Source organism: Rhizobium sp. GR12 (assembly GCF_036596185.1).
Classification (GTDB): Bacteria; Pseudomonadota; Alphaproteobacteria; order Rhizobiales; family Rhizobiaceae; genus Agrobacterium; species Agrobacterium nepotum.
Genome location: NZ_JASXTH010000004.1, coordinates 205,089 through 220,857 on the forward strand (window position 1 = coordinate 205,089; position 15,769 = coordinate 220,857).

Here is a 15,769-nt window from a genome sequence, read left to right on the forward strand (position 1 = left end):
TGACGAAGGAAGCATGATGACACGCGACATCATCCACCTATCAAGTTCCAACTGCCGGTGGCTGCCGAAAACGGCGAGCGCCCTGGTATCACTGCGCATGGCGGCGTTGTCGATCTGCCTCGTGTTTCCCGCCGGACACTGGCCGGTTGCGTCCTCGGTTGCTTTCGCCCAGCAGGCTTCGGCAACGCAGGCACCCGCGTCGGGCAAAGTCGACGCCGCCATGTCGGACATTTCCGCAAATGTTCTGAAGGCCGATGGTGCGACAGATGCCCGGCAGCGCCTCACATTTCTCGATGCGGCCCGTGCTGGCATGACGCAACTGAAATCGTGGATGGCAGCGGATTCCGTCGAAGCAAAGACTGCATTGAGCAGCCTCGCCTCCGGTGGCATCGATGCCGACAGTCTGGTGTCCGCCAGTATCTCCGCACTGCAGGAACAGATGAAGGGCCGTGTCGCGGACCCGGAGCAAAGAACCGAGATGCGTGTGCGGATAATGGAGCTGACCGAAGCTCTTTCTCTTCCGGAATTGCAGGTCGCCGCCCTGGGAGGTTATGCCGCTCTCGTCGCCAAGGGTGACAAGCCGAATGCCATAAGCTTGATGGAGAAGGCAGCCGGCCGTGCCGATCTCATCAAGGACGAGACGGCGAAGAACGCGGCGCTGAACACCCTGGCGCAGACGGCCACGGTCATCGATCCGCAAATATCCTCCGTCCTTGCCGACAAGGCGATTTCGCGCATGTGGCCGACACGTATGCGTGGTTATGCCCGCTACGATCTGGCCTTGCGAATTCTTGCGGGCAAGCAGATCGACGGTAAACAAATCAGCGCCGCTCCCACGGACAGCATTGTGGCGCAAAGCGTCGGTGCCCTCGAGAAAGACGATCTGGAGTCGGCATTGTTGTGGGCGCTGGCGATCAATCCGGAAGATTCCGAGGCGCGTAAGAAGGCAGTCGGCAATGTAGCGGATCTGGCCCTCAGCGAAGGCAAGCTGGAATGGATGCCCGTGCTGGCCACCAGCCTTGCGGACAACAGCGATCAGGAAGATCTGATCGAAAAGGTCGTCAAGCAGCGTATAGAGGCCGGGCGTGGGCTGGATGCAGCAAAGCTGGCAGAATACCTGCCGGAAAGCGCGTTGCGTGCCGAGCTTGATTTCAGGCTGGCAACGGTGTTCGCCAAAAACGATCTGACGAAGATGGCGGATGCTTCCTATGCCAACGGAAACGCCGTTCTTGCCGGCCTGTCCGGTCCTGAGCGGGGAGTGGCGGTGGTGGCCGCGGCTGAGAGCGCCATCAGTCTGGAGCGACTGGATGATGCGTTGGCGCTGGTGCAGGAATTGCGCACGGTAAAGGATGGCGGCAACACGATCGCCAATCTCACCAAAAGCCTGGCGGATTCCGACAGGCTGAAGGATGCGGAAAAGCTGCTGCCCTTTCTCCAGGGCGGCAATGACCATGACAAGGCTGTTGCCGGTATCGCCCGCGTGAAGGTGCGGGAAGGTGATATCGCCGCAGGCAAGAGCGCGCTCGAAATCATCGCCAATAGCCGTGACAAGGGACGCGTACAGTCCGAGCTGGCGCGCATGCTCGCCAAAAAGGGCGAGACGGATGATGCAAAGTCGGTTGCCCTTTCCATTCAGGACACGGAGTTCCGGATAGAGGCGCTGCTGCGGCTAGCCTCGGTTGCCAATGACAGCAAGGGCAATGGCGATTTCGATGCGCTGGTCGGCGAAGCGGTGAAAGTTGCAGCCGGTGAGGACAAAAAAGATAACCGCGACAAGGGGTATCTGAAGATCGTCGAAGTGCTGACCGATGCGCGCAAAACCGACGCAGCCAAGCAACTGATCGATCGTATTACCGACGAAAAGATCAAGGCGCGGGCCGCCAGCATGATTGGCAAACGTGCTGCGCTGGATGGCTTCGGCGGTGAGGCATTGACCTATCTCGAGTCATTCGCGGGCGCTAGGGAGGATGAGGCGCTCAAGGCCGATGTTCTGGTTGCGGCTGCGGCTAATCCGGCGATGCTCAAATTCGCATCGGTTCAGGCGACCACACTGAAGGATCACATGTTGCGTGTCCGCACGGCGCGTTCCATCGCGGAAGCAAACTTGCGGTCGCTCGATGTGCGCAATCTCGGTTGGGGCAAAGGGAGCCCGGTCGATTACCGGGCCATGCAACAGGCACCGAAGCTGGAGGCTCCGGCAGAGGTAACGCCCGCTGCCGCCTTCAGTGATGGCAGGCTGACACTTGCCCGGCAGGAAGGCAGGATAAGCCTTCCCGAGACCTACACCTATCCCGATATTTCCGTTCGTGCCGGCACGGTGCGTGAGGATGTGCCCTTGCCGCAGGCCGGTCATGCTGCTGTTACGCTCGCCAATCTCAGTCCCTATAGCGACAAGTTCATGGAAGATCTGGCTGCGGGCAATACGGGGCTGTCTTTCGCGGCCGAAGCGCAGGGTATTCCCTACCCGCGCATCATCGTTATTCAGAGCGGCGTCTACACACTTGGCAGTCTGGTAAGCGAACTGGGTGCTGGCGGCGGTTTTCCGTTGGTAACGCGCGAAAACGATGTCGTGACACTGCGCGCCCCTGTTCTGGTGGCGGAGGGGGCGACGCTTATCCTGTCTGGACAGGAAGCGGCCACCTATCGTCTTTCCGCGACGGCCGGCAGTTTCATTTCCGTGGCTGGAACGCTTTATGTTCAGGACACGACCGTTACATCCTGGGATGAGGCGACCGGAACGCCGCGTTATTCGGACAAGGAGAAGCGTCATGTTTTCCGGCCTTATATCATCGGCTGGAGCAATTCACGGCTGATGATCGGTGGCTCCGTGCTGGATTCGCTGGGTTATGCGGCGCCCAAGTCCTTCGGCCTGGCCTTTTCTGCGGGTCCCAAGACCGTGGCGCAGCGGATAACTGACGCGCGTGCGCCGACGGGGATCGTTGTCGACAATTTCTTCCACAATTTCGAATATGGATTCTATTCCTACGAGGCAGACGAAGTTAGCCTCGTTGGCAATGAATATCGCGATAATGTGCTCTATGCGATCGACCCGCATGACCGCTCTCATCGGCTTCTGATTGCCCTCAATACCACCTATGACACCAAGGCCAAACACGGCATCATCGTCTCGCGTGAGGTGAATTTCTCCTGGGTCGTTGGTAATGTGTCGCACACCAATACCGGGTCGGGCTTCATGATCGACCGCAACAGCATCGACAATTTCATTTATGCCAATGTCGCCTTCGACAACAAACAGGATGGCCTGACACTCTTCGAAAGCAGCTGTAATCTGGCCGTGGGCAACCGGTTCTTCGACAACAAGCGTGCTGGCATCAAGATCCGTAACAGTTGGGATGTCGGCGTTCACGAAAATGTTCTGGAGAACAATGCTCAGGATGCGATCCACGGTTATATCAGTAACTTGCGGGCATCTCCTGCAAACGCATTGCGTGATTTCGAGTTCGATCCCTATCTGCCGCTGACGACCTTTGCGGCCAGCGGTAACCGCATCCGTGGAAATGGCGGCGGCATCAAAGTTGACGGTACGTCGGGTTTCAGCCTTTCCGGCAACGATTATCTCAATCAGGTCGGCCGGCTGATCGATGGCGATGGTCGGGCGATGGAAGGCCATATGCTGCGATTCAACGAGCGCGAAAGCGTGTTGATAACCTCGACGGTGTGCCGCCCGAAACGCCCGGAAGCCTATAGCTGCCGTTTCCGCGATGCAGGGTTTTTCAGTGGCGACGGTCAATCCGCAATCTTCGCGGAAGATGCGCTGACCGACACCTGCACCAATGTTTCAAACTCCGTTCAATACGAGAACTTCAATGGGACGGGAGGCCGAAGCTGATGGCAAAGTTTTCCGGGATTCCTGGCGCAAAAATCTCCCTGAGACGCGGTACTATTGTTGCCCTCGGTATCTGGTTCTGCGTCACCTCGGCCGCAACTGCTGTGCCTGCCTATGACGGTCTTTTCGATGTCGCAGCCCGCAAGGCGGCAATCGCGGCCGATACCTCGGGACGCCTTCGCAAGCAATGCCTTGCGATCAAGGCCGACAGCAAATGGCTCGATCTCGAGGTTGTCGATGGATTTCGCCCGACCGCCGGTTACGGCAGCGATCGTGCCGGTTCCCAGTTCGCCTGGGCCGTGATGGTGCTTTCCGGGCGCTCGCTTGGCGGTGACGCTGCGTCGACCAAGATGCTGCGTACGCTTCTGAATACCTGGGCGGATCGCGGCGCCTTCGAAAAAACGGAGGTTGGGCACGACGCCTATTATGCGCTGAAGCGTGCACTCTTGCCCGCCATCACGGCTTTTTCGATCATTCGCGACGGCCTGCCGGACGCCGAACGGTCGAAAATCCAGACGTGGCTCGATCCACTGGTTCGCCGTGTCGACCAGACATTCAACGGTGACGTCGACGTCAACAATCACCGGTATCTGGCGGATAGCGTGCTGATGACATGGGGCGGGATCGTCGGGGATGACGGCCTTTATGAAAAAGGCAGATCGCGCTTTCTCTCCATTCTCGATGAGGCGCGCGCCAATGGCGGGCTGCCGCTTGAAACGCGTCGGGGTGCGCGGGCGCTCTGGTATATGCGGCAGTCGCTGACCAGCATGGTGGTGATGGCAGAGGTTGCCCGCGGACGCGGCGAAAACCTCTATGTGAAGACATCCGGCGATGCCAACCCCGTCAAACGTTCGATCTGGACGATCTTCGGTTATTGGCTGAACGGCATCAACGACCCGGTTCTCGTCAACGCCTACGCGGCTGAGAATTATATTCCCGGTCCGAGCCGTGATTATCTTCACCAGGATACGGGCTTTCTCGAGAACCGTGGCAATGGTCGCCACTATCTCGCATTCCTCGAAGCTTTTGCTGCTGTTCCCGCCGAGAATATCTCCATGCAGCGCGCGGTTGCGCTGCTGCAAAAGGATGCCGCGACCGAACGGCCGTTGATCGATGAATTTGTCGGTGGCAATGCCACCTGTTTCTGGGGGAAGTGATGATGAAGCGTCACCTTTTCACCCTCGCTCTTACGGTTGGAACGGCCTTTTTAAACGGCTTTCCGGCGTCTGCCGCTGATGCGCAAATGCCGGGCAGGCTTATCGAGGCCGCTACCGTGCTTTCGCAACGGAGCGACGGTCAGGGCATGCTGGATTATGCAAGGCTGCTGCGGGCAGGCGTGCCGGTCGATGCGCAAAACCCGTTGCTCGTGTCCGACTTCGGCAAGGCACGGACCGTCCTCGAAGCCGCGCTGACCATCCCCGGCCCACACCAGTCCGATGCCAGATTGACGCTGGCGAAGATGCTGCTTGTGGGCGAGGGCGGTGCGTTTGATATCAATAGGGCCTTGTCGCTTCTGGAAGAGGCTGGCCGTGCGGGGGTCGCCGAGGCAGCCTATATAGCCGGGCGGACGATGGTGGAGCGGCAGCTGGACGCTACCAATGCGAAGACCCGGCTGCAACTGGCGCTGAGGCTTGGTTATGGCGCGGCCGCTTTCGAGTTGGCGGGTCTGGCTGGAACGCCTGAGACCGAAGCACAGTCGATGACCCGCTTTGGCATCGGGCTGCTTGAGCGGCGTGCGGCGTCCGGCGATGAGCGCGCGGCTTATGATCTTGCGACCTACTATCGGGAAAATGCGAATTCCGATGAGGCGTTACAAGCGGCACTTGGCTGGTATCGGAAAGCGGGCGAGCTTGGGCATAAGCGATCGATCTTCTGGATCGCGCGCCTGCAAATGGATTCCGCGACCAGCCTGTTCAATCCCGCTGAGGCGGCGGATTATCTCGACCGGGCGGCCGAGACCGGCGATATCGAAGCGGCGCAGGAACTGGTCAAAGACTTTACCGAGAGCGGCGACATCAATGTCGATCAAGCGATCTTCGATAAATGGATGCGGCGTCTTGCTGGCATCAAGGATGCCAAGGCCGTCCTTTATTTCTCGGTTCAGCTTCAGAACACGTTGGAAAACCGCAAGAAGCTCTCCGACGATCTGTTCGCCCAGGTCATGAATGGAGAGACGCGCGATGTGGATGCGCTTCTGCGCATCGGCACGATGTTCCGTGATGGGGACGGCGTTATCGCTGATGCGCGAAAAGCTTTGGATATCTATGGGTTGACGTTGGCGCGCCAGTCCAAGGACGGCACTGTCCTTTTAGCGCAGTTGCTTCTCGAAAAGCCTGAATTGCGGACGAAAGAAAGTCTGGCAGCGGCACGCAACGGGCTTATCGCCACCGCCGCCGCCGGCAGCATCAACGCAATCGTGCTGAGGGGCGATTTCAGCCTTCAAGGGATAGGTCAGACGGTCGATGTCGACGATGCCATGGCGTGGTATTCGAAAGCGCTCGCGGCGCGGCCTTCGGTTCGTGTGCTGAACAGGCTGGCGGAGGCCGCTCTTCTTTCTCCAGACCCGGAGCGAAAAATTCTCGCTATGGGCTGGCTGGAGAAGGCCGATGCCCTTGGCAGCGACGCGGCGATGCTGAAGCTCGGCAAGCTCTACGCAGATGGGCAGATCGTTCCGCTCGATGTCGGCAAGGCGACGGAATATCTGGAAAGAGCAGCCGCAAGGGGCAGGACGGATGGTCTCATAGAGCTTGCAAATCTGCACATGCGCATCGGCGGTCCTGATGCGTTTGAAAAGGCGCATGCGATTTTCCAGAGGGCGGTCGACAGGAGCGATGTCGAGGCATCGGTCGAGATGGCGCGTTTTCTGAGAGCAAATGGCCGTTTGGAAGAAGCCGTTCCGCTTCTGGAAACAGCGGCGCGAGCCGGGAGTTTCTCTGCGGCGATCGATCTCTTCGATATTCTTTCGCTGGCAGGTGGAGAGAGCGGCAAGGCAAGAGAGTTTCTGGAACTTGCTGCAAACATTCCCGATCTCTTGTCTGCCGATCGTTTCCTGCTCGCTGGTGCTCTGCTGAAATCAACAGACTCACTGTTGAGTCTGAGGGGCGCCAACCTCGCCAGAGAGATGGCAGGTGCGGGGTATCCGGGTGCAGCCGCCATGCTGGCTTCAACCTATCTGGACGGAGAGAAAAGCGAACAGAATTTTGGAGAGGCGCAGCGTGTTCTCGAAGAAGGGATCGCCAATGGCGACGTCGAAGCCACGATCATGATGGCCGATCTTCTGCTTGACGGCATTCATACACCTGCCGACCCGTCCAAGGCCTTGTCCTATTATGATCGGGCACTTGCCGTGCAGCCGAACAACCCATCGCTCAACCTGAAGCTTGCCCGCATGTATGCCGACGGCGTTGGCGTCGACATCGACAGGACGCGCGCCGCCGACTATCTGCGAACCGCAAGCGACGCCGGAAGCCGTTCGGCGCGCCGCGAACTCGGTCTCGCATATCTCTGGGGTGCAGGAGTGCCGCAGAACAGGAAGCTTGCAAAACAGAATTTGCAGGCGGCGGCAGATGCCGGTTTTGATCGTGCCTGGCACGATCTCGCGGCGCTGGAAAGTTCCGGTTTCGCCGCACCTATCGATCCCGAAGCGGCGTTTGCCTTTAATTACAAGGGTGCAAAGCGCGGCGACACGGCGGCGATGATCAATGTCGGGCTGTCTCTGCTCGCCGGCTTCGGCGTTCCGCACGATGGCGAGGCTGGCATTGGCTGGCTTGAGAAAGCCGCAGCGACACGCACGGAGGAAAGTCCGCTCGCCATGTATCGGCTCTATGAGGCTTACAGGTCGGGTCAGGGCGTCGAACGGGATGCCGACAAGGCGAATGAATGGCTGGCCCGAGCGGCGGCCGCCAACAATCCGTCCGCCATGTTTCAGACGGCGCTCATCCTTCGCGCTGACAGTTCGGAAGCCCTTCAGGCGGAGGGCCTCCTCTGGTTGAGGCGCGCGCAGGCGCTCAAGCACAACCAGGCCAACAAAATTCTGATGAAGATGGCGGCGGCTGATCCCCGTTTCGAGATACCCAAGATGGAGGTGGTCGATGAAAACGAAGAGCCTTGATTACTATCTTAGCGGTGCAGGTGAGGCGAGCCGGTTTGCCCTCCGCCTCATGAGCGCGTTGTTCGTTTTCGCCGCAACGTCTGCCGTTGCGGGCACGGTTTGTCCCGACATTGGCAACAAAAAAACGGGATTCAATCTGGCCGAAGGGCTCGACGGCGTCTTTTTTCGCACCAATACGGATTTTGAAGAGTTCTTCGTCAGAACGTCGGAAACGATGGCCTCCCTGCGCGCCATTTCCGACGCGTTGCGCATTAAGGGAACGGAACTTGTTTTCCTGCCGCTGCCGTCCCGCGGTATCGTGCAGCAAGCGAAACTTGATGACAGCGACGTGATCCAGGCACGCTACAACGCCCCCGTCGCAGAACAGGAGTTCCGTCACTACGTGGCGCAGTTGCAAAAGAATGGCATTACGACGGTAGATGTTCTCAAGGCGATTGACGATCATCAGGCGCGGGACAAATTCTTCTTTGCGCGGGATCATCACTGGACGTCATCCGGCGCCCGTCTGGTTGCTTCCGCTGCCGCTGAAACGATAAAAAATCTCGCCGGATACCCGTCCCTGTCTACTTACAGTTTCGAGACAAAGGCAGCCGGCAGTCTCGATTACATCGCGACGATGGGCCACGAAATTCAGGCATTATGCGGCAGCGCGGTGGAACCTGAGAAAGAAACGGTCTGGCAGACGACGCGGTCGGCAGATGACGCCAGCGATCTTCTCGGGAATGCTGCCGAAACCTCCCCACCGGTTGCTCTCGTCGGCTCTTCTTTCAGCGCAACGCCTGAATTCAACTTTGCGGGCTTTCTGGCGCAGGAAACCGGGCTGGATATCACGAACTATGCCGAAAACGGAGCGCAGTTCATCTCGTCTCTTGCGACTCTCGTGTTTTCCAAAGGCTTTCATGAAAAGCCGGCTCCGCTGATCGTCTGGGAGGCGCCGTCATATTATGCCGTGGACCAGACGATGTTCCAGGCATCGCGTCAGTTGCTGGCGGCAGTCTACGGCTCGTGCGAGGGCGCAAAGAGCATCGCGACCTCCCAGCCGAAGAAAATCAACGGCGAGACGGTGTTGCTTGCCGCCGCAGACCTTAAGGTGCAGCAATATGGAGACGCGTATCTCGAGTTCGTTGCCTCGCAAGCTGGCCTGAACCAGATGACTGTCACCGTGCGCTATCGCGATGGGGACGAGGATACGTTGACGCTCGGCGGCTTCCCTCGTTTTGTTGATGACGGCACGTTTTACCTGATGCTGAACGACGAGTTTCCGACGCCTATTACGCGTGTGTCCGTCAACGGCAATTTCGGCGACATCACGGTGACCGCTCGTCTTTGCCACGTTCCCGACCAATTCATCAAGAAGCAGGGCTGAAGCAGATGTTTTCGGATGAGATTGCTTTCAAAATAAATCGACGCCGGTTCGTTCGCCTTGCTACTGCTTTTGCGGGCCTGATGGCGGCAAACCAGTCCGTTTTGGCGGCTGGCGACGATGCCGGCATCTATGATGCGGATGTTCCGAAGGACTGGAGCTTCATCCGTATTGCCGCGACCGATCCGTCGGCTGTTGCAACGGCGACCATTGGCGAGAAACCATTCAAGGTATCTGCAAGCGGGATTTCCGATTATGTCGCAAGAGCTCCCGGAGACTACACCCTGCTGGTAAAAGGGCAGTCCACGCCGCTTTCGGTGGGGCAGGGACAATATCTGACGGTTCTCGCGGGCGCGGACACAAAAGAGCCGGTCGTCGTTGCGGATGTATTTACGTCCGACCCGGCGAAATCTGCGCTTGCGCTCTACAACCTCACGACAACGCCGGTTTCACTGACGGCGCTCGCCAAGCGTTCGCCCGTCATCAAGGCCGTCGCGCCAATGAGCGGCGTCTCCCTCGAGGTCAATGCCGTTGCGATCGATCTGAACGTCGAGATTTCAGGGGCGATTGCCAGGACTTTCGAAAAAACGACGCTGAAACGCCGTTCGGTGACGTCCATCTTCGTTTTGGGCAACGGGCCGGACGATATCATTCTCACATCCGTTTCGGCCAAAGCCTGAGCGGGAGCAGGAAGATGAGAGGGATCAGGTACATGACAACATTCAAAAGCGCGGCATCCTTCCTCTCCGATCGGCGAGAAAAGACGAGGTCTGGTGCTGTCCTGTTGTTTACTGCACTGATGTTGACGGTGCAGCCGGCACAGGCGCAGACGACCCTGCCGTTGCAGGACGGTCTTATGCCAAGTCCCGACTTCGATTACGCGCCGATCTGCAGGGTCAGGGAACAACAGCGCAATCTTTCCTTCGACTGGAGCAAGTGGGACGGCGGGCCGGTTCAAGGCAGTCTGGATGATATGCTGCTGGATGCGCAGGCCTATATCGGCGGAACCGGCAATGCCCCGCGTGACAGGGTGCTTGCGCGCCGCATGCTCGAATATCTGAAAAACACCAATTATGAACTGGCTGGTCGTGCCTCTCACACATTGGGTCGTTTGATGTTCGACCCGACGTCAGGATCGCCGGATCTCGGCCGAGGTCTCGCACTCCAGGACGAGGCGATAGCGCGTGGCTTCATGGAAGGGGCGACCTTTCTGGGTCGTCTTTATGCCACGGGCGAGGTGGTGCCACAGGACAAGCTGAAGGGCGAAAAATACCTCAAGATGGGTGCGCAAAACGGCGATCCGGTTGCGGCTCTGTTGCTTGCGCGGCTTTATCGCAACAATCCGGATCTGGCACCGTCGGAGAATGCACCTCAGCTTTTTTTCAATCAGGCGATCGACAAACTCAGCCAGTCGCTTGGCGCTGGAGAATGCGACGTCCTCAACTTATTTTCCGGCATTTACGCCACTGAGGAGTTTGGCCTTTCTAATCCGGAGCTTTCGGCCAGGTGGTTGATGGCTGCTGCGCGGGCGGGAAATTTCGTCGCGGTCGAACGCCTGTCACAGCGTTACGTGATTGGCGACGGGGTGCCGGTGGATCGCAACAAGGCGGTTGAGCTTCTCGAAACCGCTGCTGCGGGAGGTCACAGCGGTAGCCGCATTTCGCTTGCTCGCCTGCTGCTGGAAAATCTTGATCTCAAGGACGCGCTTCCAAAGGCGACACAGGCGCTTAAACGGGAAGCCGAGCGCGGAAATGTGCGGGCCTTCGAGCTGCTGGCGCAGATTGCTCATGGAGATTTCGGCGGAAAGCCCAATTACTCCGCCATGGTTGGCTACCTCGAACAGGCCGCCCGCAATCCAGTCGTTGATACGGATGTTCTGAAGCAGTTGGGCAGCGCTTACGCAAGCGGAACGGGAACGGCGCGCAACACGGAAAAGGCCGTGGAATATCTGACGCGTGCGGTTGCTCTGGGATCTGATACCGCTGCCCTTGAGCTTTACCAGCTGATGGTTGACAGCACGCATAATATTTCAAAAAGCGTCAATCCGGTCGCGATATTGCGGCGCGCCGCCAATAACGGCTTGAGCGAAGCGATGGCCACACTGGCAGACGCCTATAGCTGCGGCATCGGTGTCGAACGTAACGCAGGGATCGGGCGACGCTGGCAGGAGCGAGCCGCTGCCGCGGGTAACCGTCCCAGCCTGATCGCCGTCGCCAGGCAGGCGCTGGCCGAGCAATCCGCCGATGACGGAAAACTGATGTATTTCCGCAATATTCGCCGGGCGGCGGCTCTTGGGGACCGGCGGGCGATGGTTCTCCTGTCGCTGGCCTATCGTGACGGGATCGGCACGGGTGTCGATACCCGTGAGGCCGGTCAATGGTACGAAAAGGCATTGGCGGTGGGCCAGGAACGCGGTCAGGCGCTGGTTCTGCTGGCGCGACTGCAGCTTTCATCTCAAAACGCCGACAGGGCGAACGTGAAGGCTGCGGTCGAGCTTCTCACAGATGGTCTGTCAACCGGCGATACCTCGGTGCGTTATGATCTTGCCAAGCTCTATCTGAAGGGTGCGGCAGGTTTCACTCCCCAACCTGAGGAAGGTATCAGACTTCTTGTCGAAGCTGCACGTCTGGGTCACACGGCTTCGATGATCCAGCTTTCCGATCTCGGTGTGGACACAAAGACCGGTGGTGGCAGGGCAGCCGATCTCTGGTTGAGGCAGGCTGTGGATGACGGTGATATCCGCGCCATACTGAAAACAGCCGACCGAGCGAGCGACCGGACATCGCGCCGCGCCATGTTCGATATGGCCCTGAAACAACCGCTATGCAGCGCCAAGGACGAGGTTGCGCTGGCCGATGCCATATCGCGGGATGCCGATTACGCCATACAGACGCGCAATCTGGTCGAGCGGGCGATTGCTTCCGAAACGGATGACGCCAGCACGCTCTATCAACTCGCAAATTTGCTGAACGATGACAAACGCGGAGTTGCCAATCCCGAACTGGCGCTTGCGACAATGGTCAAGGCTGCGGAGGCGGGCAAGGTGGAAGCGATGCGCGAAGCTGGCCGCATGTACCTCCTGTTGCCTCACGCCGATCAGCGGCAAGCGACGCGGTGGTTGCTTGCCGGGGTTCGCGCAGGAGACGACGGAGCTTTGAAGACGCTCGTCGAGCAGTTCGTGGGCGACGAGGCGCCGATGGCATCGACAGATCCTTCAGTCGTCGCCGAAGCCTTGCCGGCACTCGAAGATGCCGCGAAATCAGGTTCCGGTAATGCCATTCAGGCTTTGGCGCGCATTCTGTCGACATTGGCGAAAGAGGACGGGGCCTATTCGGAGAAGGCCAGGGTCTGGATGATGAAAGCCGCAGAAACCGGCGACGGCGCTGCCATGGTGATGGTTGCTGACGCTTTTGCGACCGGCGCCAGTGGTTTTCCTCTTTCGGCCGCAGACAGTACGGGTTGGCTCGCGCGGGCGGCGATTTCCGGTTATCGCCAGGCTTTCGAACCTTACGCCATCGCACTGCAGATTGGTTACGGCGTCCCCACCGATCCGAAGGAAGCGGAACGGTGGCTGGGTAAGGTTGCAACCATCACTCAATAGCAAAACCTCCGTCACGATATCCGGATGGTGGAGAAAGGACCGCTCGATGAAACTTTCTGTCATTTTCACCCTGATTACGGTTTTGCCGATTGCGACGACCGTGGCTCTGGCTGCGGGAAAGAGCAGTGCGCCTGTTGCAAAGGCGCGCACGACGATCACCGTCAGCCCGCAAGCCTTATCGGCAACGCGTCTGCCTTCGCTTGAAGCGGCAAAGAAGCTTCCTGTCGCCAGGCAGATGGAAATCGCAGCGGCAGCCCTGAATGAATCTCGCCGCGATCTTCGGGATCCTGATCTGGGTTTTTCCCTTCTGATATCGGCGGCCCCCAGGAACCGCGAGGCGGTGCGTCTGCTGGCCAAGGGGATCGTCAATAACGACTATTCGTTTGGTACCAATACCGGCAAGGTGATGAACCTGTTGGCGAAGGAGGCCATGCGAGGGTCTTCCAGCTGCGTCATTGCGTGGGCGCGTATGCAACAGCTCGGCATTGATGTTCCCAGAAACGATGCGCTTGCCTACAAATGGTACCGGTGGGCAGCGCTGGTGGGCAATCTCCGTGGCATCGAGGAAACCTCGCTTGCCTTGCTGGAAGGGCGCGGCGTCACCCGGAATGTGAATGAAGCGATTGCCCTGCTGGACAAGTTGCGGCCGGAGCGGCGCGCGGCCCGTTATGTCGAAACCGCGTCCCTGCTCATGCAAAGTGCCGACGCCGACTCAACGGCACGCGCCGAGAGGCTTCTGCTCTCGGCGATCGATCTGGCGCCGCAGCGAAGTCTTTCCGCTGCCACGAAACTTTCCGACAGTCGTTTCAGTGTGGCGGCACGGGAAAAGGCGCAGGCAATCATCGCCGCAGCGCCGCAGGGCGGTCCTATTTCAGAGGACGGCAAGATTGCCCGCGCTTTATGGAACAGCAACGACCCGGCCGAAATCCGAAAGGGTGTGGACATGTTCGCCGAAGCCGCCAAGGCGGGCGATGGAAAAGCCGTGCCTTTCCTGGCCAAGGCGTTGAACCGTTCTGGCGTGCCGGCGACCACGCATGACGCAATTTTGCAGATTCTCGAACCCTATGCCGACCGGGGAAATATGGACGCCATCCGTGCTGTCTCCGAGGCCTATTTCGTAGGTCGCGGTACGAGCCGGTCGTTTGAAAAGGCGGCCGCCTATCGAAAACTGGCTGCAACGCAGGGAGACAGCGAGGCGCAATATCTGCTCGGTCTGATGTACGCGCAGGCGACCGGCGTGGTCAAAGATATCGGGCAGGCTAAATATTGGCTGACTCAATCGGCCGATGGCGGCTACCTTTTGGCGCGATCCGCGCTTATCTCGCTAGACGGCATGACGAGGTAGGCGATGATGGTGTTGCCAGTGTCATCCCTGTTGGAGTTCGCGTTTAAGCGTATCCAGTCTCAGATGGGCAGGGTAACTGTCTTCACGCGGCGGCTTGGTTTGCTGTTTCGTGGTCGCTGCTTCGAACAGCCTGGCGTCATCGACACCGTCCAACGTGGCTTTGGCCAGTCGATCGAGAGAGCCGGAGCAAACGTCATCGAGGGGTTGACCGATCTTTCGGAACGTGACGAATGTGCCGGCAAGCGGACGAAAAGCATAGAGATGGTAGTTGCGTGCAAGGGCACCCCTTTGCATTTCAAGCGGCAAAGTGCCGTCTTCGGTAACCTGGCACACGCCGATCCGATAGGACTGGCGGGCCCATTCGATCTTGTTCTGGTCTCCCGTCAGGCTGCCGACTGTGGCAAGGGCAAGTGCTGCCCAATAACGATGGTTGTTGCGGGCGCTCCTGGGGCCGGCCTCGGTATCGAAAAAAACCATGGTGTCGTCTGCCAAGATGTTCAGCCATTCCGTAACGAGTTTTTGTCTGTCGGGATCGCCTGCAACATCCCAGGTGGCGACGAGCCCGGATATTTCTGCAAGCACGCGAGCGCGGGTGAGTTTGGCGTCGGATGTCGTGGCGTCGATCAGGGCGTGGGATGTGGCCCATTGGTGAAGGACACGCATCGCGCATTCTGCTCCGAAGCGCGTCTCAATGTTTTCCAGCTCGAGAATAGAACGCCAGATTGGTTTGAAAACGGCTATATGGGAGTCGTCCTGCCGTTCGCTCTCTATCGCGCCCCGGGAAAGATATTTCGAGCTTGTGGCAATTTTTTTCGGCGGGGTTTCGATTTGGGAAACCGCCATGCCGCAACTCATCCCCGTTTCCTTCATGCCGTTCGAGATCGTTGCGGTGCCGGATCTTTCCAGTTTTACCCGAACCGTCGGCGGGTGTGCAGGCGACGTGTTGGGCTTGAGGATTTTATGTGCGGCTTCATTTGAATCTGAATCGTTGCCAACGCCCAGCATAGGCAAGCTGAACAGAAAGGACGCAGAAAAGGCGATCAACGCAAAACGCAACATGGCTCACTTCCCAAAAAGGCAAGCGGCCATTGAAGCAGATTCGAGGAAACGTCTGGTTAATGCTGCACATCAAGTGACGCGCGCAAGCAACGGGTGACAAAATATTTGTGATTATTGTTCGAGTTTTGGAATTATTTTGTATTTTCCGTTAAATATTTGTTGACTATATTGCATATTCATATTTAATGTTTTTATAATTAATAACGCAGCGAGCAAGGTCGTATCACTCGTTGTTCGCCTTCGGTTTTTTGCCTTCGCATATGATTGTTTGAATTTAGACAATTTGTCTATTTTCGTGATGTACGCATTTTCGTGCAGTGATATTAGTATGTTGTCGCATTTCATAAGACTTGTTGCCGTTTGCTTTTTTGCGTTCGGCGAGGCAATTTTGCAGTAAAATATAGGTTTTATTTTGCCGACAGGTTCTGTCGAACCTGATCTTG

General features: G+C 58.2%; 9 protein-coding genes. 8 read left to right on the forward strand and 1 reads right to left on the reverse strand.

Annotated features, from left to right (window positions below; all coding sequences use genetic code 11):
• Positions 1–13: 13 nt before the first annotated feature.
• The 7 genes from QSK43_RS08755 to QSK43_RS08785 all read left to right on the forward strand — a co-directional run bounded on the left by QSK43_RS08755 (position 14) and on the right by QSK43_RS08785 (position 14,267).
• Positions 14–3,850: a right-handed parallel beta-helix repeat-containing protein gene (locus QSK43_RS08755; protein WP_332303131.1), complete on the forward strand. Its 3,837-nt coding sequence runs from the start codon at positions 14–16 to the stop codon at positions 3,848–3,850.
• The gene (locus QSK43_RS08760) at positions 3,850–5,004 is read left to right on the forward strand and encodes an alginate lyase family protein (protein WP_332303132.1); all 1,155 of its coding nucleotides are present in this window, start codon (positions 3,850–3,852) and stop codon (positions 5,002–5,004) included. Before QSK43_RS08755 ends, QSK43_RS08760 begins: the two co-directional genes overlap by 1 nt.
• A gap of 2 nt (positions 5,005–5,006) precedes the next feature.
• Positions 5,007–7,958 (forward strand): tetratricopeptide repeat protein, encoded by a 2,952-nt coding sequence (locus tag QSK43_RS08765; RefSeq protein ID WP_332303133.1) that lies wholly within the window; start codon positions 5,007–5,009, stop codon positions 7,956–7,958.
• Positions 7,939–9,324: an alginate O-acetyltransferase gene (locus tag QSK43_RS08770; RefSeq protein ID WP_332303134.1), complete on the forward strand. Its 1,386-nt coding sequence runs from the start codon at positions 7,939–7,941 to the stop codon at positions 9,322–9,324. The genes QSK43_RS08765 and QSK43_RS08770 overlap by 20 nt, the downstream gene beginning before the upstream one ends.
• 80 nt (positions 9,325–9,404) lie before the next feature.
• Positions 9,405–10,001, forward strand: coding sequence for an alginate O-acetyltransferase AlgF (locus QSK43_RS08775; RefSeq protein WP_332303135.1), 597 nt, complete (start codon positions 9,405–9,407; stop codon positions 9,999–10,001).
• Between the two features lie 32 nt (positions 10,002–10,033).
• Entirely contained in the window at positions 10,034–12,922 is a 2,889-nt protein-coding gene (locus QSK43_RS08780; RefSeq protein WP_332303136.1) for a tetratricopeptide repeat protein, read from the forward strand.
• Positions 12,923–12,968: 46 nt separating this feature from the next.
• Entirely contained in the window at positions 12,969–14,267 is a 1,299-nt protein-coding gene (locus tag QSK43_RS08785) for a tetratricopeptide repeat protein (protein ID WP_332303137.1), read from the forward strand.
• Between the two features lie 21 nt (positions 14,268–14,288).
• Here the strand turns inward: QSK43_RS08785 and QSK43_RS08790 are convergent, their stop codons facing one another.
• A complete protein-coding gene (locus QSK43_RS08790) occupies positions 14,289–15,110 on the reverse strand; it encodes an alginate lyase family protein (protein ID WP_332303138.1) in 822 nt (273 codons plus the stop codon).
• Here QSK43_RS08790 and QSK43_RS08795 point away from each other — a divergent pair.
• Entirely contained in the window at positions 15,109–15,423 is a 315-nt protein-coding gene (locus QSK43_RS08795) for a hypothetical protein (protein ID WP_332303139.1), read from the forward strand. The genes QSK43_RS08790 and QSK43_RS08795 overlap by 2 nt on opposite strands.
• The last annotated feature ends 346 nt before the right edge of the window (positions 15,424–15,769 follow it).